Source organism: Rhodococcus sp. NPDC057014, assembly GCF_042673295.1.
Lineage (GTDB): Bacteria > Actinomycetota > Actinomycetes > Mycobacteriales > Mycobacteriaceae > Rhodococcus_F.
The window spans coordinates 28,998-50,629 of the sequence record NZ_JBHUSF010000008.1 but is presented as its reverse complement, the minus strand read 5'-3'; the positions used below and the strand labels follow the sequence as shown (position 1 = coordinate 50,629).

Annotated in this window: 25 protein-coding genes and 1 pseudogene; 13 read left to right on the top strand and 13 right to left on the bottom strand. The window is 68.7% G+C overall.

Annotated elements, in window-relative coordinates; all coding sequences use genetic code 11:
- Positions 1 to 27 precede the first annotated feature (27 nt).
- The gene (locus ACFTZB_RS03155; protein ID WP_378430049.1) at positions 28 to 1,266 is read left to right on the top strand and encodes a fatty acid desaturase family protein; all 1,239 of its coding nucleotides are present in this window, start codon (positions 28 to 30) and stop codon (positions 1,264 to 1,266) included.
- Between the two features lie 40 nt (positions 1,267 to 1,306).
- Here ACFTZB_RS03155 and rsgA read toward each other — a convergent pair whose 3' ends face one another.
- The gene (rsgA, locus tag ACFTZB_RS03150) at positions 1,307 to 2,347 is read right to left on the bottom strand and encodes a ribosome small subunit-dependent GTPase A (protein WP_378430048.1); all 1,041 of its coding nucleotides are present in this window, start codon (positions 2,345 to 2,347) and stop codon (positions 1,307 to 1,309) included.
- Positions 2,293 to 3,609: a 3-phosphoshikimate 1-carboxyvinyltransferase gene (gene aroA, locus ACFTZB_RS03145; protein WP_378430047.1), complete on the bottom strand. Its 1,317-nt coding sequence runs from the start codon at positions 3,607 to 3,609 to the stop codon at positions 2,293 to 2,295. The genes rsgA and aroA overlap by 55 nt, the downstream gene beginning before the upstream one ends.
- 78 nt (positions 3,610 to 3,687) lie before the next feature.
- Between aroA and ACFTZB_RS03140 the strand changes: the two genes are divergently transcribed.
- Complete coding sequence (locus tag ACFTZB_RS03140; RefSeq protein WP_378430046.1) at positions 3,688 to 4,446, top strand: SOS response-associated peptidase; 759 nt, start codon at positions 3,688 to 3,690, stop codon at positions 4,444 to 4,446.
- Here the strand turns inward: ACFTZB_RS03140 and ybaK are convergent.
- Entirely contained in the window at positions 4,433 to 4,927 is a 495-nt protein-coding gene (gene ybaK, locus ACFTZB_RS03135; RefSeq protein WP_160097591.1) for a Cys-tRNA(Pro) deacylase, read from the bottom strand. The genes ACFTZB_RS03140 and ybaK overlap by 14 nt on opposite strands.
- 99 nt (positions 4,928 to 5,026) lie before the next feature.
- On the opposite strand from ybaK, the gene ACFTZB_RS03130 reads away from it, so the two are divergent.
- Together ACFTZB_RS03130 and rsrA are read left to right on the top strand one after the other, a co-directional pair.
- Positions 5,027 to 5,764 (top strand): sigma-70 family RNA polymerase sigma factor, encoded by a 738-nt coding sequence (locus tag ACFTZB_RS03130; RefSeq protein ID WP_378430068.1) that lies wholly within the window; start codon positions 5,027 to 5,029, stop codon positions 5,762 to 5,764.
- Positions 5,761 to 6,042: a mycothiol system anti-sigma-R factor gene (gene rsrA / locus ACFTZB_RS03125; protein WP_072937642.1), complete on the top strand. Its 282-nt coding sequence runs from the start codon at positions 5,761 to 5,763 to the stop codon at positions 6,040 to 6,042. Before ACFTZB_RS03130 ends, rsrA begins: the two co-directional genes overlap by 4 nt.
- A gap of 70 nt (positions 6,043 to 6,112) precedes the next feature.
- Here the strand turns inward: rsrA and ACFTZB_RS03120 are convergent, their stop codons facing one another.
- Positions 6,113 to 6,187: a 50S ribosomal protein bL37 gene (locus ACFTZB_RS03120; protein ID WP_022597109.1), complete on the bottom strand. Its 75-nt coding sequence runs from the start codon at positions 6,185 to 6,187 to the stop codon at positions 6,113 to 6,115.
- 94 nt (positions 6,188 to 6,281) lie between these two features.
- On the opposite strand from ACFTZB_RS03120, the gene ACFTZB_RS03115 reads away from it, so the two are divergent.
- A complete protein-coding gene (locus tag ACFTZB_RS03115) occupies positions 6,282 to 6,497 on the top strand; it encodes a biotin/lipoyl-binding carrier protein (protein WP_005240095.1) in 216 nt (71 codons plus the stop codon).
- A gap of 20 nt (positions 6,498 to 6,517) precedes the next feature.
- Complete coding sequence (locus ACFTZB_RS03110) at positions 6,518 to 8,020, top strand: sensor histidine kinase (protein WP_378430045.1); 1,503 nt, start codon at positions 6,518 to 6,520, stop codon at positions 8,018 to 8,020.
- Positions 8,021 to 8,080: 60 nt separating this feature from the next.
- On the opposite strand, the gene ACFTZB_RS03105 is transcribed toward ACFTZB_RS03110, so the two are convergent.
- Both ACFTZB_RS03105 and ACFTZB_RS03100 read right to left on the bottom strand, forming a co-directional pair.
- Positions 8,081 to 8,335, bottom strand: a complete 255-nt coding sequence (locus tag ACFTZB_RS03105) for a WhiB family transcriptional regulator (protein ID WP_005240099.1) — start codon at positions 8,333 to 8,335, stop codon at positions 8,081 to 8,083.
- 239 nt (positions 8,336 to 8,574) lie between these two features.
- Positions 8,575 to 9,531 carry a diacylglycerol/lipid kinase family protein gene (locus tag ACFTZB_RS03100; RefSeq protein WP_378430044.1) on the bottom strand — a complete coding sequence of 319 codons (957 nt, stop codon included), beginning with the start codon at positions 9,529 to 9,531 and terminating at the stop codon, positions 8,575 to 8,577.
- A gap of 76 nt (positions 9,532 to 9,607) precedes the next feature.
- Here ACFTZB_RS03100 and ACFTZB_RS03095 point away from each other — a divergent pair, with 76 nt between their 5' ends.
- Entirely contained in the window at positions 9,608 to 10,045 is a 438-nt protein-coding gene (locus ACFTZB_RS03095) for a hypothetical protein (RefSeq protein WP_378430043.1), read from the top strand.
- Here ACFTZB_RS03095 and ACFTZB_RS03090 read toward each other — a convergent pair.
- Together ACFTZB_RS03090 and ACFTZB_RS03085 are read right to left on the bottom strand one after the other, a co-directional pair.
- Positions 10,042 to 10,521: a GNAT family N-acetyltransferase gene (locus ACFTZB_RS03090; protein WP_378430042.1), complete on the bottom strand. Its 480-nt coding sequence runs from the start codon at positions 10,519 to 10,521 to the stop codon at positions 10,042 to 10,044. The genes ACFTZB_RS03095 and ACFTZB_RS03090 overlap by 4 nt on opposite strands.
- Positions 10,518 to 11,129: an acid phosphatase gene (locus tag ACFTZB_RS03085; RefSeq protein WP_378430041.1), complete on the bottom strand. Its 612-nt coding sequence runs from the start codon at positions 11,127 to 11,129 to the stop codon at positions 10,518 to 10,520. The genes ACFTZB_RS03090 and ACFTZB_RS03085 overlap by 4 nt, the downstream gene beginning before the upstream one ends.
- A 69-nt stretch (positions 11,130 to 11,198) precedes the next feature.
- Between ACFTZB_RS03085 and ACFTZB_RS03080 the strand changes: the two genes are divergently transcribed.
- Positions 11,199 to 11,996 carry a ParA family protein gene (locus ACFTZB_RS03080; RefSeq protein WP_378430040.1) on the top strand — a complete coding sequence of 266 codons (798 nt, stop codon included), beginning with the start codon at positions 11,199 to 11,201 and terminating at the stop codon, positions 11,994 to 11,996.
- Here the strand turns inward: ACFTZB_RS03080 and ACFTZB_RS03075 are convergent.
- Together ACFTZB_RS03075 and ACFTZB_RS03070 are read right to left on the bottom strand one after the other, a co-directional pair.
- Complete coding sequence (locus ACFTZB_RS03075) at positions 11,968 to 12,798, bottom strand: SDR family oxidoreductase (protein WP_378430039.1); 831 nt, start codon at positions 12,796 to 12,798, stop codon at positions 11,968 to 11,970. The two genes, ACFTZB_RS03080 and ACFTZB_RS03075, sit on opposite strands and share 29 nt — an antisense overlap.
- Before the next feature lie 8 nt (positions 12,799 to 12,806).
- A pseudogene (locus ACFTZB_RS03070) lies at positions 12,807 to 13,638 on the bottom strand (NAD(P)H-dependent oxidoreductase).
- A gap of 100 nt (positions 13,639 to 13,738) precedes the next feature.
- Here ACFTZB_RS03070 and ACFTZB_RS03065 point away from each other — a divergent pair.
- Both ACFTZB_RS03065 and ACFTZB_RS03060 read left to right on the top strand, forming a co-directional pair.
- A complete protein-coding gene (locus ACFTZB_RS03065; protein WP_378430038.1) occupies positions 13,739 to 14,725 on the top strand; it encodes a GlxA family transcriptional regulator in 987 nt (328 codons plus the stop codon).
- A 62-nt stretch (positions 14,726 to 14,787) separates the two neighbouring features.
- Positions 14,788 to 15,201: a VOC family protein gene (locus ACFTZB_RS03060; RefSeq protein WP_378430037.1), complete on the top strand. Its 414-nt coding sequence runs from the start codon at positions 14,788 to 14,790 to the stop codon at positions 15,199 to 15,201.
- Positions 15,202 to 15,210: 9 nt separating this feature from the next.
- On the opposite strand, the gene ACFTZB_RS03055 is transcribed toward ACFTZB_RS03060, so the two are convergent.
- Positions 15,211 to 16,425 carry a hypothetical protein gene (locus tag ACFTZB_RS03055; RefSeq protein ID WP_378430036.1) on the bottom strand — a complete coding sequence of 405 codons (1,215 nt, stop codon included), beginning with the start codon at positions 16,423 to 16,425 and terminating at the stop codon, positions 15,211 to 15,213.
- Between the two features lie 9 nt (positions 16,426 to 16,434).
- Positions 16,435 to 18,042 carry a DEAD/DEAH box helicase gene (locus ACFTZB_RS03050; RefSeq protein ID WP_378430035.1) on the bottom strand — a complete coding sequence of 536 codons (1,608 nt, stop codon included), beginning with the start codon at positions 18,040 to 18,042 and terminating at the stop codon, positions 16,435 to 16,437.
- A 322-nt stretch (positions 18,043 to 18,364) separates the two neighbouring features.
- Between ACFTZB_RS03050 and ACFTZB_RS03045 the strand changes: the two genes are divergently transcribed.
- Entirely contained in the window at positions 18,365 to 19,045 is a 681-nt protein-coding gene (locus ACFTZB_RS03045) for a ferritin-like fold-containing protein (RefSeq protein ID WP_378430034.1), read from the top strand.
- Between the two features lie 145 nt (positions 19,046 to 19,190).
- Positions 19,191 to 19,421 (top strand): DUF3107 domain-containing protein, encoded by a 231-nt coding sequence (locus tag ACFTZB_RS03040; RefSeq protein WP_276140738.1) that lies wholly within the window; start codon positions 19,191 to 19,193, stop codon positions 19,419 to 19,421.
- Positions 19,422 to 19,505: 84 nt separating this feature from the next.
- Here the strand turns inward: ACFTZB_RS03040 and ACFTZB_RS03035 are convergent, their stop codons facing one another.
- Positions 19,506 to 20,177, bottom strand: coding sequence for a TetR/AcrR family transcriptional regulator (locus ACFTZB_RS03035; RefSeq protein ID WP_015890120.1), 672 nt, complete (start codon positions 20,175 to 20,177; stop codon positions 19,506 to 19,508).
- Positions 20,178 to 20,401: 224 nt separating this feature from the next.
- Here ACFTZB_RS03035 and ACFTZB_RS03030 point away from each other — a divergent pair, with 224 nt between their 5' ends.
- Positions 20,402 to 21,538 (top strand): DUF3152 domain-containing protein, encoded by a 1,137-nt coding sequence (locus ACFTZB_RS03030; protein ID WP_378430033.1) that lies wholly within the window; start codon positions 20,402 to 20,404, stop codon positions 21,536 to 21,538.
- The last annotated feature ends 94 nt before the right edge of the window (positions 21,539 to 21,632 follow it).

The window sequence follows — 21,632 nt, the reverse complement described above, 5'->3', positions numbered from 1 at the left end:
TGTCGACCAGCCAGGAGGAGGTCCCCCATGGCGATTGCAGATGTCAAGGAATACGCACATCTCACCGATGCCGATGTCGAGGCGCTCGGGCGCGAGTTGGATGCGATCCGCCGCGATATCGAAGAATCTCGCGGGGAGCGCGACGCGCGCTACGTGCGGAACACCATCAGACTGCAGCGTGGACTCGAGATCGGTGGCCGCGCAGTGCTGTTCGCGAGTCGCCGGCGTCCCGCCTGGCTGCTCGGAGCGGGCATGCTCGGCGTCTCGAAGATCATCGAGAACATGGAACTCGGCCACAACGTCATGCACGGCCAGTGGGACTGGATGAACGATCCGGAAGTCCACTCCACGTCGTGGGAGTGGGACAACACCGGTCCGTCCGCGCACTGGAAGCAGACCCACAATTACCTGCACCACAAGTACACGAACGTCCTCGGCATGGACGACGACGTGGGATACGGCCTGCTCCGGGTGACGCGCGACCAGCGCTGGAAGCCGTTCAACGCCGGCAACCTGGTCTACAACACCCTGCTGGCCCTGTTCTTCCAGTACGGCGTCGCGGCGCAGCACCTCGAACTTGGCAAGGTCGCCAAGGGGCGGGTGCCGAAGGGGGAGACGCAGCGCAAGCTGCGCGAGGTCGGTGAGAAGATCGGCAAGCAGGTCCTCAAGGACTACGTGATCCACCCCGCCGTCACCGGTCCGGCCTGGAAGAGCACGCTCACCGCCAACATGACGGCGAACGCGATCCGCAACGTGTGGACCAACGCGATCATCTTCTGCGGGCACTTCCCGGACGGCGCCGAGAAGTTCACCAAGGCCGACATCGACAAGGAGACGCCCGCCCAGTGGTACCTGCGTCAGATGCTCGGTAGCGCCAACATCGAGGGCAGCAGGCTGATGGACTTCATGTCCGGCAACCTGAGCTATCAGATCGAGCACCACCTGTTCCCCGACCTGCCGAGCAATCGGTACGCGGAGATCGCGGTGCGGGTGCGGGAGTTGTGCGAGAAGTACGACCTGCCGTACACCACCGGCCCGTTCCTGGTGCAGTACGCGAAGTCGTGGCGCACCATCGCGAAGCTGTCGTTGCCGAACAAGTATCTCAAGGCAACCGCGGACGACGCGCCGGAGACGGCGTCGGAGCGCAGGTTCGGTGGAAACACCACGGCGACAATCGATCCCGTGACCGGTCGCCGTCAGGGGCTGGGTTCCGCGATCAAGCGCACCCGCAAGCGTCGCGGTCTGCGCGCGCTGCTCTCCCGCTAGACAGTTCCACCGGACAATTCCGCCCGGCGCGGTTCGTCCCTCACCAGGCTTCGTTCGACGCGATGGCCGTGAGGAGGTGACGGACCGCGTCGACGCGTTTGGCGGCCTTGCCCTCGAGGTGGTCGAGCGCGCATTCCGGATCCGCGGGCGGGCCGAGGTGGGTGCACCCACGCGGACAGTCCTCGATGGCCGCGGCGAGATCGGAGAACGCGGCCACCACGTTCTCCGGGGAGATGTGGGCCAGTCCGAACGACCGGATGCCGGGGGTGTCGATCACCCAGCCTCCCGACGGTAGCGGCAGCGCGACCGATTGCGTGGACGTGTGCCTGCCCTTGCCCACGCCGGAGACCACGCCCACGGCCCGGTCGGCGTCGGGCACCAGGCGGTTGACGAGCGTCGACTTCCCGACCCCCGAATGCCCGATCAGCGCGGTGAGCCGGCCGGACAGCATCGCCAGGACCTCGTCGACCGGATCGTCGCGGCCTGCCACCACCACGGGGACGTCGAGGTCGGCGAACGTGCTGGCGAACTCCTCGGGCGGTTCGAGGTCGCTCTTCGTCAGGCACACGACGGGGCTCAGCCCGCCCGCGTACGCGGCGACGAGCGCGCGTTCGACGAATCCCGTCCGCGGCGGCGGGTCGGCGAGCGCCACGACAATCAGCAACTGCTGCGCGTTGGCCACCACGATCCGCTCGTAGGGGTCGGTGTCGTCGGCGGTGCGCCGCAGGACGGTGGCGCGCTCGGCCACCCGCACGATCCGCGCCAGGGTGTCGGGCTTGCCGGACAGATCGCCGACGACGCTCACCTCGTCGCCCACCACGATGGGGGTGCGGCCCAGTTCGCGGGCACGCATGGTGACGAGGGGACGCCCGGGGTCGCCGCCCAGCACGCAGCCCCACCGGCCGCGGTCGACGGCGACGACCATCGCCGACTCGGCCGCGAGGTGCTCCGGCCGGGTTTTCGTGCGCGGACGCGTCCCTCGGCCCGGGCGCACCCGGACGTCGGACTCGTCGTACTGCCTGCGACTCAGAAGTTCGCCTTCCGCCCGGTGCCCGCCGCCGCGGACAGCATTGTGGCCCACAGGTTCTCGAATCCGGGCAGCGTCTTCGCCGTGGTGCCGATGTCCTCGATCTCGATGCCGTCGACGCGCAGCCCGACGATGGCTCCCGCCGTCGCCATCCGGTGGTCGGCGTAGGAACGCCACGTCCCGCCGTGCAGGTCGGCGGGCACGATCGTGAGCCCGTCCTCGGTTTCGGTGACGTTTCCGCCGAGCGAGTTGATCTCGTGAGCGAGCGCGGCCAGCCGGTCGGTCTCGTGTCCACGCAGATGTGCGATGCCCCGCAGGTGGGACGGGCCGTCCGCGAGTGCCGCGAGCGCCGCGACGGTCGGGGTGAGTTCGCCGACGTCGTGCAGGTCGATGTCGATGCCGGTCAGCTGCTGCGGGCCGCGGACGGTGAGGTTCGCCCCGTCCCGCCGGACGTCGGCGCCCATCGCCAGCAGGATTTCGCGGATCGCGTCGCCGGGCTGCGTCGTCTCGGCAGGCCACAGCGGAACGGTCACCTCACCGCCGGTGACGGCGGCGGCGGCGAGGAAGGCGGTGGCATTCGACAGGTCGGGCTCGATCACCCGGTCGACGGCCCGCACCGGACCGGGGCTCACCCGCCACGTGTCTGCCTCCCCGCCCGTCGCCGGGGTGGAGACCTCGACACCCGACTCGCGCAGCATCTCGACCGTCATGTCGATGTGCGGCATCGACGGGACCGTCTTGCCGTCGTGATGAACCGTGACGCCCTCGTCGAACGCGGCGGCAGACAGCAGCAGCCCGGACACGAACTGCGAAGAACCGGACGCGTCGATCGTGACCCGGCCACCGCGCAACGAGCCCGCGCCGCGGACGGTGAACGGCAGGGAGTCGCCCTCGATGTCCGCGCCGAGACCGCGCAGCGCGTTCAGGATCGTGTCGAGCGGGCGGGTACGCGCCTGCTCGTCTCCGTCGAAGTCGACCGTCCCCTCGGCGAGCGCGGCGACCGGCGGAAGGAACCGCATGACGGTGCCCGCCAGGCCGCAGTCGACCGCACCGCCCCGGAGGCGTCCGGGAGTGACCCGCAGCGTCGTGTCGGCGCCGGCCGTCTCGACGCCGATCCCCAGCGTCCGGAGTGCGTCGATCATGAGGTCGGTGTCCCGGCTGCGCAGTGCCCCGGTGAGGGTGGACGGACCGTCCGCGAGTGCGGCGAGGATCAGCGCGCGATTGGTGATCGACTTCGATCCGGGGAGGGCGACCGTCGCGACGACGGGCGCTTCGGCGCGGGGGGCGTTCCACAGGCTCAGGCTCACGGTCTCCATCTTCGCCTATCGGGCGGGCCGCCGGGCGGGGTGGGCGGCGTGTCGCGGGTGTCGGTGGTTCGTGCCACTCTGGTGGACATGTGCGGCAGGTATGCGACCACTGCGAATCCGGCGACACTCGCGGCCGACCTCGACGCGATCAACGAGGCCGGCGAGGAGGAGAGTCCGCCCGACTTCAACGTGGCACCCACCACGCAGGTCCTCACGGTGGTCGACCGGCACGACGCCCGTCGGATCCGGCGGATGCGGTGGGGTCTCGTGCCGTCGTGGACGAAGGAGCTCGGCAAGGGGCCGGTGCTGTTCAACGCCCGGGCGGATTCGGTCGACAACAAGCCCGCCTTCCGGACCTCGTTCAAGTACAAGCGCTGCCTCGTGCCGATGGACGGCTGGTACGAGTGGCAGACCGAGACCGAGCCGGCGGCCGCCGGGAAGAAGGCGGGCAAGGCGAAGAAGATTCCGTACTACATGTCGCCGGAGGACGGCTCGCGCCTGTACATGGCCGGGCTGTGGTCGGTCTGGCACGATCCCGCGGTCGAGGAGTCGCCGCCCGTCCTGAGCTGCAGCATCATCACGGTCGACTCCGCCGCCCAGCTCGAGAACGTGCACGACCGGATGCCGCTCGTGATGCCCCGCGACCGCTGGGCCGCGTGGCTCGATCCCGAGCACCCCGCGTCGACGGACCTGCTCGAGGTGTCGCCCGACGCCATCGCCGACATCACGGTCCGGCGGGTGTCCACGCTGGTGAACAGCGTGAAGAACAACGGCCCGGAACTCCTCGCCCCCGACGCGGCCGGTCGCGACGGCGCGCAGGTGGGGGAGCAGATCAGCCTGCTGTGACCGCCGCGGTGACGGCTCCGCTGAGCCGCACCAGATCGGCGGGCGCGAGTTCGATCTCGAGTCCGCGCCTGCCCGCGCTGCACAGCACCCGGTCCCAGTCGAGCGCCGACGCGTCGACGACCGTCGGAAGTGCCTTCCGCTGGCCGAGCGGGGAGATGCCGCCGAACACGTAACCGGTGGAGCGCTCGGCTTCGGTGCGGTCCGCCATCACGGCCTTGCCTGCGCCCAGCGCCGCGGCCGCCGCCTTCAGGGACAGTTTCTCCGGCACCGGCAGGACCGCCACCGCCAGCTTGCCCGTGTCGAGTTTGATCACGAGCGTCTTGAACACCTGGTGGGCGGTGACGCCGACCGTCTCGCCCAGCGCGTCGACGGCCTCCGAACCGTACGACTCCGCCCGCTCGTCGTGCGCGTAGCTGTGCACGGTGTGGTCGATGCGCTGTGTGACGAGCAACTTCGTCGCGGGAGTGGCAGTTCCGGCCATGGACGAACACTCTGCCACGCGGTGCGGGAACACCGCGGGCGGGAGTCGTGTTGGTACCTGCAGAAGACCCGTGCATCGAAGGGAGTGGTCCGTATCGTGATGTCCTCGGTAATCGAGCCCACGTCGCATCTGCAGTTGGCGGTAACGTTGACGCCCACGGCGACCGAAGGGATCAGCGTGCAGGAACATGACCGTCCGACGGCAGAGAAGGCCGAGCCACAGGACGAGTTGATCGCGCGTTTCGAAAGGGATGCGCTCCCACTTCTGGATCAGTTGTACGGCGCTGCTCTGAGGATGACCCGGAACCCGGCGGACGCCGAGGACCTCGTGCAGGAAACGTACGTGAAGGCCTACACGGCGTTCCGCTCGTTCCGCGAGGGCACCAACCTCAAGGCGTGGCTGTACCGGATTCTCACGAACACGTACATCAACTCGTACCGCAAGAAGCAGCGGCAGCCCGCGCAGTACCCGACCGACGAGATCACCGACTGGCAGCTGGCGGCGACGGCGGAGCATTCGTCGACCGGGCTGCGGTCCGCCGAGGTCGAGGCACTGGACGCGCTCCCCGACGACGACATCAAGGAAGCCCTCCAGGCCCTGCCGGAGGAGTTCCGGATGGCCGTCTACTACGCCGACGTCGAGGGCTTTCCCTACAAGGAGATCGCCGAGATCATGGGCACCCCGATCGGGACCGTGATGTCGCGGCTGCACCGCGGGCGTAAGCAGCTCCGGGGTCTGCTCGCCGACGTCGCACGCGAACGAGGATTCAACCGTGGCGGCACCGACGAGGTGGCCGGCGGCAGTGTAGTGAGTGCGGAGCAGGAGGTTTCTCGGTGAGCGAGCAGGACGAATTCGAGCAGCTCGACTGCTCCGCCGTCATCGCGGACGTCTGGCTGATGCTGGACAGCGAATGCGACGAGGCCTCGCGGGCGCGGCTGCAGCGGCACCTCGACGAGTGCGGGTCGTGCCTCGAGGCGTACGGCATCGAGGAGAAGGTCAAGAGCCTCGTGAACCGCAAGTGCGGCGGTGAGCACGCACCGGAGAGCCTGCGTCAGAGGCTCTCCATCGAGTTGCGGCGGACGATCCTCATCACGAACACCGAACCCGAGTCGTAACCCGTCAGAACAGCAATCAGGGGCCGGAAAGCATCGCTGCTTTCCGGCCCCTGGTGCGTTCTACGGCGCGTCAGGCGTTGGGACGCTTACCGTGGTTTGCGGCATTGCCCTTGCGACTGCGCTTCTTGCGACCACGCTTACCCATGAGTAGATCTCCCTTCTTTTCACCACAGTCTTCCACGTGTGGTTGGGTGTCCTTGCAACAGGGCTTTCTCGACACCCGGGAGTGAAGGATCACAATGGCAGAAGACGTGCGCGCCGAAATGGTTTCGACGGTGTATCAGGTTGTGGTGAGCGCGGGTGACGAGGTGAAGGAAGGCGACACCCTCGTCATCCTCGAGTCGATGAAGATGGAGATCCCCGTCATCGCCGAAGAGCCCGGCACGGTCACCTCGGTGGACGTCAAGGTCGGCGACGTGATCCAACAGGGCGACCTGATCGCGGTCATCTCCTGAGCTGACTGACACCTCCCACGATGTCGACCCTGAGCGATCTGCTCGCCGAACACACCGACCTGCCCGGCGAGGCCGTCGACCACCTGCAGCGCGTCGTCGGCGAATGGCAGCTGCTCGCCGATCTCTCCTTCGCGGACGTCCTGCTGTGGGTCGGAGCGGACTCCGCGGCCACCAACCCGACCGGCACCGTGATCTGCGTCGCGCACTGCAGGCCCACCACCGCGTCGACCGCGTTCCCGGAGGACGTCGTCGGAACCGTCGTGTCGGAGTCGGAACACCCGCAGGTGCTGCAGGCGCTGCTCGAGGGCCGCGTCGTGCGGCCCGAGGACGGCGGCGGGCACGCGGGTCTGCCGCCGCGCGGCGAAGCGGTCCCGGTGCGGTGGAACGGCGAGGTGATCGCCGTCCTGAGCCGGGACACCAACCTGTCGCACCAGCGGGCGCAGAGCCCGCTCGAGGTCGCGTATCTCGACTGCGCCGAGGACCTGTGCCAGATGATCAGCGACGGCACGTTCCCGATCCGTGAGGCCCGCTCGGACACCAACTCGAGCCCCCGCGCCGGCGACGGCTTCATCCGCCTGGACACCGACGGCAGCGTGGTCTACGCGAGTCCCAACGCGCTGTCGGCGTACCACCGGATGGGTCTCAGCTCGGACCTGATCGGCCAGAACCTCGCCGCCACGACACGCTCACTCGTGACGGATCCGTTCGAGTCGCAGGAGGTCGCCGGATACATCCGCGACACGATCGCCGACAAACCGGGCCGCCGGATGGAGATCGAGGCCCGGGGCGCGACCGTCCTGCTGCGGGCGCTGGTACTCAAACCCGGCGGGAAGCGGGTGGGCGCCGCCGTCGTCGTGCGGGACGTCACGGAGGTGAAGAGGCGGGATCGCGCCCTGCTCAGCAAGGATGCGACGATCCGCGAGATCCATCACCGGGTGAAGAATAATCTGCAGACCGTGGCGGCGTTGCTGCGGCTGCAGGCCCGCCGCACCAACAACGAGGAGGCCCGTCAGGCGCTCAGCGAATCGGTGCGCCGCGTCACGTCGATCGCCCTCGTGCACGACACGCTGTCGATGTCGGTGGACGAGGAGGTGAACCTCGACGAGGTCGTGGACCGGCTCGTGCCGATTCTGTCCGACGTGGCGACGGTGAGCACGCCGATCAAGGTCCGCCGGGAGGGCAGCTTCGGGGTGTTCTCCGCGGAGCGGGCCACACCGCTGGTGATGGTGCTGACCGAACTCGTGCAGAACGCGATCGAGCACGCCTTCGAACCGGGCGCCGCAGGCACGGTCACCATGAGGGCAGAACGGTCGGCGCGCTGGCTGGACGTCGTGATCCACGACAACGGCAGGGGATTGCCGCCCGGTTTCAGCCTCGAGCGGTCCGACCGGCTCGGTCTGCAGATCGTCCGGACCCTGGTGGCCGCCGAACTGAACGGTTCGCTGGGGCTGCACCCGGGGGCGGAGGGGGGAACGGATGCCGTGTTACGCGTACCGCTGGGCCGTCGTGGACCGCGGTACTGACCGGCGGGCAAGCAAAAGGCCCGGCACCATGTGGTGCCGGGCCCGTCTCCTTCTGAAGTATCAGACGGTGGTGCGGGCACGCGTCCGAGCGTTCCGGCGCTTGAGTGCGCGACGCTCGTCTTCGCTCATGCCGCCCCACACACCGGCGTCCTGGCCCGACTCGAGTGCCCACGAGAGGCATTCGGCGGTCACCGGGCAGCGGTTGCAGACAACCTTGGCATCAGCAATCTGCGCGAGAGCCGGACCGCTGTTGCCCACAGGGAAGAACAACTCGGGGTCTTCGTCGCGACAGATTGCCTTGTGGCGCCAGTCCATCCTTCTGCTCCTTAACTGGGTGCGTCGTGCACCGTTTCGTCTTCGTGAGTTCATGTGTGCGTAGAGAATGTTTCCGCACTGTTGCTTGTGAATGCTTTCACGAACTGGCGGGATGTCAATAGAAAACCGCCGCACCGTGGGGGAGCTCACGTAGTTAGGCTGCCCTTCGAGGGGCGCCGTCCTTTTTACCCCGCGCCGGCGCTTCCCGCTAGGTGAAAACGGGGATTCTCGAGAACTGCTCAGGGTCGCGGCGGCGCGACGACATCCAGCGCGTCGGGCACCGACACGAACTCCACCACGTTGCGAAGTCCGATGTAGTCGCCGTCCATCTGCAGTCCGATCGGCTCCGACGCGGAGATCCGCACGCGCGGCACGTCGTCGACCCGGACGAGTTTCTTCGCCGTCGGGCGGGTTCCGGGGGTCAGCAGCTGACGGGCCACGCGCAGGGTGGTCAGGATCGCGGTGGACCGCATCGCGAAGACACCGAGGCCGGTGTCGTAGGTGGTATCGGGATTGGTGTGGACTTCCCGTTTGTTCAGATACGTCCAGGGACTCGCGTTCGACACGAAGGCGTAATGAACACCCTCGAACGGATCGCGATCGGGAACCTCGACGGTGAGTGTCGGCTCCGCGTACTTCGACCGGAAGAACACGCGCACCGCCGCGCGGACGTACTGGGCCGGTGTGGCGGGGCGCCCGTTCTTGCGGTGCATGTCGACCGCCTCACACACCTGGGCATCCCAGCCGAGGCCCGCGTTGAACGTGAACCAGCGGTGGTCGCAGTGGGCCAGCCCGATCCTGCGCCGCTGCCCGCGGGAGAGGAGGTCGATGAGCTGGTTGGTGGCGTCCACCGGGTCGGGGGCGATGCCGAGCGAGCGGGCGAACACGTTCGCCGATCCGCCGGGAACGACGGCGATCGGGGGAATCGGCCCCACCGTCACCGCGCTCGTCGACTTCGGGTCCGGGATGCCGAGCAGCCCGTTGACCACCTCGTTCACGGTGCCGTCGCCGCCGTGGACGATGATCAGGCCCATTCCGTCGACGCAGGCCTGCTGCGCCAGTTCGGCGGCGTGCCCACGATGCGTCGTGTGCGCGACCGTCAACCGCACCCGGCTCGACAGCGCGTGCGCGAGCAGGTCCCGCCCGGCCGGGGTCGTCGATGTGGCATTGGGGTTGACGATCAGCAGCGCACGCACGGGGCCCAAGCCTAGCCGGGGCGGCACGTGTCACCGTCCGAGGCCGCCGGCGGCGGGGTGTTCTAGGCTGGCCGACGTGCCGAAGCCGTCTCAGAGCAAGTCCACGCCCACCACGGTCCGCGCGGCGGGCGCCCTGGTGTCGCTCGAGGGCGCGGTGGCGGTCGGTGTCGCCGTGGTACTGGTGATCCGGGGGCTGCTCGGGCACGACCAGAGCGTCAGCAGCGGATACGGCACCGCCGCGTGGTTCGCCATTCTCGGTGGCGCCGTGCTCGCCGCCGGGCTCGCCCTGATCTTCGGCAGGCGCTGGGGGCGGGCGATCGCGATCGTCGCCCAACTGCTGCTGCTTCCGGTGGCGTGGTCGCTGCTCACCGATTCCCACCAGCCGTTCTTCGGTGTGCTGCTCGGCGTCGTGGTGGTCGGAGCCCTCGGGTGCCTGTTCAGCAGCCCCACGTCGAAATGGATGGCCGCCGAGTACGGCCAGGAAGCCGACGTCGACAACCCGTCGGAGCGCTAACTCACCTCGGACGCGAGGCGGCCGAGGGGATCCCCGGTGAGCCGGTACGTGGTCCACTCGTCCTGTGGTCGCGCGTCGAGGGACTCGTAGAACGCGATCGACGGCGTGTTCCAGTTGACCACCGACCACGACAGCCGCGTGTAGCCGTTGTCGACACACTCCTTCGCGAGGGTGGCGAGCAGCGCCTTTCCGTGACCGGAACCGCGCTCGGACGGGCTGACGAACAGGTCCTCGAGATAGATGCCGTGCGTTCCGTCCCACGTGGAGAAGTTCCGGAACCACACCGCGATCCCGACGACCCGGTCGTCGTCGTTCGCCGCGACGTGGGCGAACGTGGACGGCTGCGGGCCGAACAGGGCGTCGTCTATCTGGTCGGCCGTGACGGTGCACTTGTCGCGGGCCTTCTGGTGTTCGGCCAGTTCGTAGATCATCGCGGTGATCGCGGAGACGTCCTCGCGTGCTGCGCGTCTGATCATCGGGCACCTTCCGTCGTCACGTTGTGGCTGACCACCTGTTGCGCCCCGTGCTCGAAACCGAGGACGGAGTACGCGCCGGGCGCCATCGCGAACCGTCGGCCCTCGCTGACGGGAAGCTCCGCCCAGCGCGCGATGAGCGCGCGGGAGAAGTGGCCGTGCCCGACGAGGATCACGTCGCGGTCGACGAGTTGCGAATGCGCGACGGACAGCACGAGGTCGCAGCGGGTGTGCACCTGCTCGACCTGTTCGCCTCGGGGGCACGGATGCGTCCACACGGTCCAATCCGGCACCTGCTGCCGGATCTCGGGCGTCGTCATGCCCTCGTAGATCCCGTAGTCCCATTCGGCGAGTGCGTCCCAGGTGCGCTGAATCTTCAAACCCGCCAGTTCCGCCGTCTCCTGGGCGCGTTGTCGCGGGCTGACGATGACGAGGGGGTCGCGCAGCGCGAGGGCGTCCATCGCCGGACCCACCTGCCGCGCCTGGGACTCACCCAGTTCCGTGAGGTGGACGTCGGTGCGGCCGGTGTGTTTACCCCAACGGGCCCATTCCGTTTCGCCGTGCCGGAGGAGGACGATCCGGCGGCCGCGCGGCGAATCACTGGGTGGCATCCGTCCATCATGTCAGTCAATCTGCGTGTATGGCTCGCCTCCGGCGACGAAGTAGGTAAGGATCGAGCCGTGACAACGGTTCTTGCAGTGGCAAATCAGAAGGGTGGGGTCGCGAAGACCACCACGGTCGCCTCTCTCGGCGCGGCTCTCGTCGGGCTGGGCCAGAAGGTTCTGGTGGTGGATCTCGACCCACAGGGCTGCCTGACCTTCTCCCTGGGGCACAACCCCGACCGGTTGGAGGCCTCCGTCCACGAGGTGCTGACGGGTGACCTGGGGGCGCGGGAAGCGGTGATCGACACCGAGGACGGTGTCGCGCTCCTGCCCGCGACGATCGACCTCGCGGGCGCGGAAGCGTTGCTGCTCATGCGTCCCGGTCGCGAGTTCGCCCTCAAACGCGCTCTGACGCCGTTGCTGGACGACTACGACACGGTCATCATCGACTGTCCGCCGTCGCTCGGTGTGCTCACACTCAACGGGCTCACGGCGGCGCAATCGGTACTGGTGCCGCTGCAGTGCGAGACGCTCGCCCACCGCGGTGTCGGGCAGTTGCTGCGGACGGTCACCGAGGTGCAGCAGATCACCAACCCCGACCTGGTGCTGCTCGGCGCGCTGCCGACGCTGTACGACGCGCGCACCACCCACAGCAGGGACGTGCTGTCCGACGTGTCCGATCGCTACAACCTGCCGGTCCTCGCCCCGCCGATCCCGCGGACGGTGCGGTTCGCGGAGGCGACGGCGTCGGGTGCCACGGTGCTGGCGGGGCGCAAGAACAAGGGTGCCCAGGCCTACCGGGACCTGGCCGAGAACCTCGCCAAGCACTGGGCCGGATCGGAACTCGCTACGTTTTCGCCTGGAAGTGCCGAGTAAGTTCCTCCGGCGTGGGACTCCACGCGGCGGGCCAATCCTGCTGGCGTAACTGCGCATCCGTGCCTCCGTCGGCGAAGACGACGCTTCCGCAGAGCAGTGTCGACCCCGGTCCGAGCAGGAATTCGACGAGCGCGGCGATCTCGTCCGGACGTCCGCGCCTGCCGAGCGGCACCGGATAGAAGTCCAGGGCCTTCGCCAGCTCGGGGTCGAGGTCGTCTCCGCTGGTCATCGGCGTGTCGATCATGCCCGGTGCGATCGCGTTGAGCCGGATGCCGTTGCCGATCCATTCGGGTCGCACCGCTTCCCGTCGAATCCACCAGGCCAGCGCGAGCTTCGACGCCGGATACGCGGGGATGGCGGTCACCTCGTCGCCGATGCGCACCGCCTCCGCCTCGTCGCCGCGCAGGCACGCCGTCACCAGATTCCCGGGAACTCCGGGCTGCGTGGTGGTGCTGCTCGACGAGATCACCACCACCGAGGCGCCGCCCGCGCGTTCGAGGGCGGGCTTCAGGGCCGTCACGAGATCCACGGCCCCGAAATAGTTGACGGCGATCAGCTTGCCGCCGGGGACGTGGGACAGCGATCCGAGTCCGGCGCAGCAGACGAGGCCGTCCACGACGCCGCCGCTCCTGTCCGACACGGCGGTGGCCGCGGCGGCCCGGCCGCCGGGGGTGGACAGGTCGGCGGTCACGTCGGTGTGTGCGAGGTCGACGCCGATGACGGTGTGGCCGCCGGCCTCGAGGGTGTGGCGGCTCGCCGCCCCGATGCCGGAGGCCGCACCGGTGATCACGTAGGTTGCCATGCCGTGAATTAGAACACGTTACACAGTGCAGCGGGTGGGGACTTCGGCCTCCGGTCCGAGTGCCGCGGAATTCGTGTCGGCGTAGTGGGCGCGTAGTCCCGTGACGCCGGGTGCCCGGTCCTCGCACAACACGAACCGGTCGTCGTAGTCGCCGCCGTTCTGTGAGCGGAAGGGCAGCGGCGCGTCGGTGAACAGGCCGGACACACGATCGATCAGGCGGGCCGCGACGCCGGGGTAGTTCTCGGCGCGCAGCCGGTCCGCGCTGTCGATCAGGACCGGGGGCAGCACGGACATCCCCGTGTACCAGAAGATTCCGTGGTGGATGGGGAACAGGACCTCGTCCATCTGGCCGTTGATTCCGCGCGGGCCCGCACTGTCGGCGCTGCCGCCGAAACTGACGACGGTCATGGCCCGCTTGCCGGCGAGGGTCCCCTCGCCGTATCGGCGGGTGGCACCGTCCTCGCGGCGAACCCCGTACCCGTAGCCCTCGACGAACACCCGGTCGAACCAGCCCTTGAGGATCGCGGGCATGCCGTACCACCACAGTGGGAACTGCACGATCACCGCATCGGCCCACCCGAGTTTGCGCTGCTCCGCCAGGATGTCGGGGGCCAGGGTGCCCTCGGCCAGTGCCTGCCCGGACCGCGCTCCGACCAGCAGTCGGCCGCTCGGATCGTGCGCGAAGTCCTCCGCGGTCACCACCGGATTCCATCGCATCCCGTACAGATCGGAGGTCCGGATCTCGTGGCCTGCGCAGCGCAGGGCTGCGAGAGCATCGCTGCGTAGTGCCGCGTTCAGGGACTTCGGCTCGGGATGTGCCGACACCCAGAGGATCTTCATGGTCCACCTTTCGCTCGGTCGCCGTCGACCCTTCCGATCATGGATCCGCGCGCGTCGCCGCACCAGTGGCCGGTGGGACACTATGTGAAATAATCGGGCCATGTCCGATTCGAGAGGCGAACGGCCCGGGCGCCGCCATCGCGTGGTCGTGTTCGTGCGTGACGGCCTGCTCCCCATCGAGTTCGGAATCGTCCACCGACTGTTCGGGGAAGCGCGGTCGCGGGACGGCGAACCGCTGTACGAGGTCCTCACGTGCGCCCTCGAGCCCGGCGCCGTCCGGACCGACACCGACGTGACGCTGTCGGTCGAGCACGGCCCGGCGCTGCTCGGCACCGCCGACACGGTCGTGGTCCCGGCGTCCGATCAGGACTACGACCCGCCGGAGGACGGCGGACTACCCCGCCACCTCGCGGATGCCTTCGCGCACATCCGGCCGGGCACCCGGGTGGCCTCGATCTGCACGGGATCGTTCGTTCTCGCCGCCGCCGGCCTGCTGGAGAACCGGCGAGCCACGACGCACTGGAAGTCGGCGGACGCGTTCCGGCGGCTCTACCCCGGCGTGCACCTCGACCCCGGCGTGCTCTACACCCACGACGGCACCGTGCTCACCGCCGCCGGCGTCGCATCCGGAATCGATTTGTGCCTGTACATGATTCGTGTCGACCACGGTGCGTCGGTGGCCAACGAGGTGGCGCGGGGAACGGTCGTGCCGCCTCATCGCAGCGGCGGTCAGGCGCAGTTCGTCACCGCGCCCGTCCCGGCGGCCGACGGTGCGTCGACGTCGGGTGCGCGGGTGCGGGCGCTGGCCCGCCTCGATCAGCCGCTGTCGCTGCGGGAACTGGCGGCGGGGGAGTCGATGAGCGTGCGCACGTTCACCCGGCGATTCCGCGCCGAGACGGGGATGTCGCCGACGCAGTGGATTCTCGAGCAGCGGATCACCCGCGCCCGTGAACTGCTGGAGAACACCGACCTGCCGGTCGACGACGTGGCCGGGGCCGCGGGATTCGGCACCGCGACCTCCTTGCGGCAACACCTCGCGCGCACCGTCGGCGTCTCACCCTCCGCGTACCGCGCCACCTTCCGCTGACGGGCGCGCGGTGTGCCCATTCGTCCAAGAGCGGGGGAGCGTCCGGCGCTAACGTTCGGCGCATGACGGTCTCGGACACACCTCGGAACAACACGCTGTCGATGCGGGCTCAGCCGCTCCTCGCCGTCGACGACGTCGAACGGGCAGGCGAGTGGTACCGGAAGGTCCTGAACGCACGCAGCGGTCACGGTGGGCAGGACTACGAGCAACTCCTCGTCGACGGGCACATGATCCTGCAACTGCACCGACTCGACGAGGGCCACCACCACGGCCCCCTCGGCGATCCGTCACTCGCGCGCGGAAACGGGGTGGCGATCTGGTTCGAGACGACCGACTTCGACGGCACCGTCGCGCGGGCGCGGGAGGCGGGAGCCGACGTGGTCACGGACGTGCACGTCAATCCCAATGCGGGACATCGCGAGATCTGGCTCCGCGATCTCGACGGCTACCTCGTGGTGTTCGCCGAACCCGCCTGAGCGGCGACCTCAGCGCAGCGCCACCACGCCGTCGCCGCGCTGTTCGAGCACGACGTCGCCGGCCACCGTCGTGGTGATCGGCCCGGTCGAGGTGTCCCGCGCGACCGGGATCGTGCGCAGCAACGCCCCGCTCGACAGATCGAGCACGGCGATCCCGGATTCCACCGGAACCAGCAGGTTTCCGGCCATCACGGCACCGGGGCCGAGAGCGCCCGGGAAGGTCCAGCGGGGAACGAGATCGGACGCGCCGAGCGAGACGACATCCGAACCGGTCCACCAGGTGACCACCGAACTGCTCGCGGACGTGACCGGATCCGGTCCGATCTTCAGGGCGAGCGCGTATTCGGACACGGCGTTGCCGGTGCCGTCGAACAGGCCGATCCGCGGCCCGGTCGTCCTGCCCGCGGGAAGGTAGACGGCTGTGGTCTCACCCGACACCCCCAGGATGCGGGCACCCTCGACGCCGGCGTCGACACCCGCCAGGACGCTCGACCCGTATTCCTCGGGTTCCTGATTGTCTTTCGGTGAGGGGTTCATGACCGTCAGCCGATCGGCCACCTCGCCGGGGCAGCGTTCGAGCACGGACAGCCTGCTGCTGCTCGAATCGGCGTCGATCAGCGTGCATCCGCTGCGGGGCTGCTTCTTGGGATTCACCGGCGCGTCCACCCGCCCGTACTCGACGGTGCGCACCAGGTCCGAGCGCCACAGTTCCAGGCGGCGGTCGCCGAGGGACGCCACATAGGTTCCGTCGGCCGTCAGCGTCACCGCGGGATCGGCGTCGCTGTTCCGCTGCGCCACACGCTCACCGGTGCCGCCGTCGAGTTCGGTGACCTGGGAGCATCCGCGGTCGTCGCGGTAGACGGCCACCACCTTCTCCCAGGACGCCGTGACACCGCACAGGTCGAGATCACGCTCGTACCGCCACAGCTCGGCGCCCGACATCCGGTCCCGGCCCACGACGACGCCGCCCTCGGCGGTGACGGCGGCACCACCGGCCACGAGAGGCGCCGTGGTGGCGGAACTGGCGGAGTCCCAGATCGGGCTCAGTGTCTCGGGGACCGTCAGGGCGGTGACGAGCGCAGCCGGCGGCTCGGCGGCGGTGACCGAGGTGGTGCCCCGGGCATCGCTGCGGAACCACACCACGGTGAGGGCGACCACGATCGTGACGGCGATTCCGGCAGCGACGACGAGATCGGCGCGCGACCGCCGCTCAGGTGCGAGCACGGCGGTTGTTTACTCCGCGTTCGTCGCGGCGGCGCCGACCTTCGTGGTCCGGCGGCGACGGCGCCGCCGGGGCTTGGAGGTGCCGTCGCCGTCGGCGTCCGCGCTCGGCGCTGCGGATTCCGGTGCCGTCGGCTCCGGCGACACGGACTTCGGCCCCACCGAGTCCGTGGGACGGCCGCCGCGGGTGCGGCGACGGGTGCGGGTGCGGGCCGGACGCTCCGTGCGTTCGGCCTTCTCGGCCTGCTCGGTGTTCTCGCTCTGCGCGGGTGCGGCCTTCTCGACCCGGGGACGCTTGATCGTGCCGGTCGCCTCGGCCGGGATCGACAGTTCCTCGTACAGGTGCGGGGAGCTCGAGTACGTCTCGACCGGATCCGGGATACCGAGGCCGAGAGCCTTGTCGATGAGCTGCCAGCGGGGGATGTCGTCCCAGTCCACGAGCGTCACGGCGATGCCGGTGCGGCCCGCGCGGCCGGTGCGGCCGATCCGGTGGACGTACGTCTTCTCGTCCTCCGGGCACTGGTAGTTGATGACGTGCGTGACGTCGTCGATGTCGATGCCGCGGGCCGCGACGTCCGTCGCGACGAGCACGTCGATCTTGCCCGAGCGGAACGCCTTGAGCGCCTTCTCGCGGGCGACCTGGTTGAGGTCGCCGTGCACGGAACCGACGGCGAAACCGCGCTCGGCGAGTTCGTCGGACACCTTCTGCGCGGTCCGCTTGGTGCGGGTGAAGATCATCGTCGCGCCGCGGCCGTCGGCCTGCAGCACGCGGGCCACCATCTCCGCCTTGTCGAGCGCGTGCGCCCGGTAGATGTGCTGGCTCGTGCGGTCGTGGACCGCCGAGTCGTCGGCCTGCTCGGCGCGGATGTGCGTCGGCTGGGTGAGGAACGTGCGGGCGAGCGTGATGATCGGGCCCGGCATGGTCGCCGAGAACAGCATCGTCTGGCGCTTGTCCGGAACCATGTTCAGGATGCGCTCGATGTCGGGCAGGAAGCCGAGGTCGAGCATCTCGTCGGCCTCGTCGAGAACGAGCACCTCCACCTTGCCGAGGATCAGATGGCCCTGGTTGGCGAGGTCGAGCAGGCGGCCGGGGGTGCCCACGACGACGTCGGCGCCCTTCTGGAGCGTCGCGATCTGGGTCTCGTACGGGCGGCCACCGTAGATGGCGAGGACCTCGAGGGGCTTGTTCTTCTCGCCCTTCAGGTACTTCGCGGCGCCCTCGAGGTCCTTGGTGACCTGGATGCACAGCTCGCGGGTGGGGACGATGACCAGCGCGCGGGGAGTGCCGTCGAGCGCGGCCGTCCCCGTGGTGCCGGAGGAGATGCGGTGGAGCAGCGGGACGCCGAAACCGAACGTCTTGCCCATGCCCGTGCGGGCCTGACCGATCAGGTCGTCGCCGGCGAGGGCGAGGGGGAGCGTCAGCTCCTGGATGGCGAATGTGCGCTCGATGCCGATCTCGTCGAGAGCGCGGACGATCTCGTCACGAACCCCCAGTTCGGCGAACGTGGGGGCGACGTGTGTGGAGTCGAGTTGCGCCGACAGCGTGGTCTCGGTGGCGTCGTCTTCATGGTCGACAGTGATCTTGCTCAGGGGTCTGGCCTTCCTCGTAGCTGCACGCACGCACGAGGTAAGGGCCAGGCCGCTGGTCGGCCCGATTTCCCAGTCGACGCTCGTCGATGTCCTCTTCCGAGTCGATCCTGCCTCTGCCTCAGCGCAGAAATCGAAGATTTCGGCGAGGCGCGGCTGGGACCGTCGATCAGGTGCGCGCACATTATCGGTGGGAACCGCCGATCGGATCGTGATCTCTCATCACTCGAACCGCGTTCTCTGTGGAGACGAACGTGGTGACGAGCGGTTGCCCACGATCATTGTAGCCGGAGAACGCTCCGCAACTGGTTACGCATGGCAAACATCACTGCCCGACGCACTAGGCTGTGGCGCCATGGAGCCCAACACCCCTGCATCCTCTGATTCCACGATTCCCGCTGATCACCCCGGCGTCGGTGAACTCTTCGCGGTCCTCGCGTACGGCGAGATCTCCGCGTTCTACCGGCTGTCCGAGGACGCGCAGATGGCGCGGACCCTGCAGGGCAAAGTGGCGCTCGCGAGCATGGCGGCCGCCGAGATGGGCCACTTCGAGATGCTCGAGAAGGCGCTGACCGCCCGTGGGTTCGACATCTTCGAGGCAATGGATCCGTTCGTCCGCGCCCTCGACAACTACCATGCGTCCACCACTCCCTCGACGTGGCTCGAGGCGCTGGTCAAGGCGTACGTCGGTGACGGTATCGCCGCGGACTTCTACCGCGAGATCGGGCACTCGCTGCCCGCCGAGGTGTCGCGAACCGTCGAGGAGGTGCTCTCACAGACCGGTCACTCCGAGTTCGTCGTCCACGAGGTGCAGCAGGCGATCAAGGCCAGCAACCGCGACAAGGACCGCCTCATGCTGTGGGGCAGACGACTGCTCGGCGAGGCCATCACCCAGGCCCAGTTCGTCCTGGCGCAGCGGGAAGCGCTGACCGAACTCGTCATCTCCGCGTCCGGCGACCTCAACGGCGTCGTCGCACTTTTCGACCGCATGCAGGAGATGCACGCCGAACGCATGGCCGTGCTGGGCCTGGTCTAGACGGCACCACGTCGGGCCTGGTCTGGACGGCACCGCCGTCGGGCGTGTTCGCTCAGGGCACAGCCCGCAGACGCGCACCGGCGGCGGCCACTGCATTAGCCTGGCCAGGACAGCTGATGTTTCTCGGAGAGTTCGGAGGTTGACCGTGGAGGTCAAGATCGGTGTAATCGACAGCCCGCGTGAGCTCATCGTCAGCAGCGAGCAGACCCCGGACGAGGTCGAGACATTGGTCTCGGGCGCCCTCACCGGTGGCGACGGGATCCTGTCCCTGGAGGACGACAAGGGGCGTAAGTACCTCATTCAGTCCAGCAAGATCGCCTACGTGGAGATCGGCCCGTCCGATATCCGCAAGGTCGGATTCGCACCGGCGAAGTGAACGCAGTCGGATTCGCTCCGACCACGTGATCACACGAGAAAGGGCCCGCAGTCGCATCGACTGTCGGGCCCTTTCTCGTGAGTGTCAGCGCTGTTCGGGATGCAGCGGCACGCGGGACAGACCGCCCCACGCGAGCGTGACCGTCGTGTCGACCGCTTCTTCCTTCGGGATCGGGCGCGCCGCCTCGAGCCAGTACCGCGCGGTGAACTGGCTGGCGCCGACGAGGCCGACGGCGAGGATGCGGGCCCGGTAGGGGTCGAGACCGGAGTCGTGGCTGACGAGGTCGAACACGGCGTCGACGCACGCCTCGGTGGCCTGCTCGACGCGGCTCTGCACCTGCGGCTCGCCCATGAGGTCGGACTCGAACACGAGCCGGAAGCCCTGCGAGTCGTTGTCGACGAAGTCGAAGAACGCCTGCACCGCGGCACGGACACGCTGCTTGTTGTCGGTGGTCGAGCGCAGCGCCTGCCGGACACCCGAGATCAGGCTGTCGACATAGCTCTGCAGCACGGCCACGTACAGCTCGAGCTTGCCGGGGAAGTGCTGGTAGAGGACGGGCTTGCTCACACCGGCGCACTCGGCGATCTCGTCCATACCGGCAGCGTGGTATCCGCGTGTGACGAAGACCTCGCTGGCTGCGGCGAGTAGCTGCAGTCGCCGGGCGTCGCGGGGGAGTCGCGTGCTGCGACGGGCCCCGGTGCCCTTTCCGGTGTTGGCATCGCGATCGGAGTTCGTCCGATCCGCGAGTTCAGTCATAGCGCTTCCAATCTGCACAAGTATTCCGCGTCACATTCTGTGTAACTGTGTGAACGATACCCGCGCGTAGTGAACCGTTCATGGTGGACTCGCAGGACTCGCCCGGTCAAGGATATTGCCTGTTCGGTAGCTGGGGTACCGCAGGGGTTCGGGACACCTGGTGACCCGGGTAGCCGCGACGTTGCGGGTCGTGTTCCCGTGACACGCCGAATGACCTGCGGACGGTGCACTGGGACGAGGCGGTGCCGGACTGTGAGATTCTGGGCTGCGTGACTGACCGAGGAGGACCGCGTGTTCGCGGCCGGGCTCCCCAGAGTTCCGAGGACGGGGAGCGACGATCGCGAAGCATCGACCAGCGTGACGTCCGTCCCCGCGCCTCGCAGTCGGCACCGCAGGCGCAGTCGCATCAACCGCTCCGCGCGCAATGGGACCCGACCAGCCGCGACGTCGGCCGTCCCCGCAACCCGCGCCCCGAGCGGCAGGCCCGGAAACAGAGCCGCATCGGCCGGTTCGTCTCCACCTACGGCTGGCGCGCGTACGCGATCCCGATCCTGCTGGTGGTCACCGTGCTCGTGGTGGTCGACGCGGTCCGCGACACCGGTGGCGGCGAGACGACGGCCGAGACCGACACCCCCGGATTCGGCACCCTGTCGCGCGACACCGACGGTTCGAGCGTCATCGGGGTCCCGCCGGAGGCCGACGGGAACTTCGCCGCCGAACTTCCCTCCGGCGCGTTGCCCGAGGGGGGTCCGTTCACGGCGGTGGGCGCAGGCACCTGGCACGTCGTTCCCGGCAACGGAACCAAGGTGGGGCAGGGCACCGAACGCGAATTCACGTACAGCGTCGAGATCGAGGACGGCGTCGACACGTCCGGATTCGGCGGCGACGAGTCGTTCGGCCGGATGGTCGACCAGACGCTGTCGAATCCGAAGAGCTGGACGAAGGACCCGCGGTTCGCGTTCCGCCGCGTCGACCAGGGGGACCCCGACTTCCGGGTGTCGCTGACGTCGCAGATGACGATCCGCGAGGCGTGTGGCTACGACATCCAGCTGGAGGTGTCCTGCTACAACCCGGGCATCGACCGCGTCGTCCTCAACGAGCCCCGCTGGGTCCGCGGCGCCATCGCGTTCCAGGGCGACATCGGGTCGTACCGGCAGTACCAGATCAACCACGAGGTCGGGCACGCCATCGGCTATCAGGACCACCAGCCGTGGGAGACCGAAGGCGGTCTCGCGCCGGTGATGATGCAGCAGACGTTCGGGACCGCCAACAACGACATCGCGCAGCTCGACCCCGAGGGTGTCGTGCCGATGAACGGGCTGACCTGCCATTTCAATCCCTGGCCCTTCCCGCGGGCGTGAGTCTGGACCGGTCCCGCGCGACTGCGGGCGAGAGGGGAAGAATGGACCTCGTCGGGGCGTTGAAAGCAATGCTGTCCGACACATCGGAAGCCGT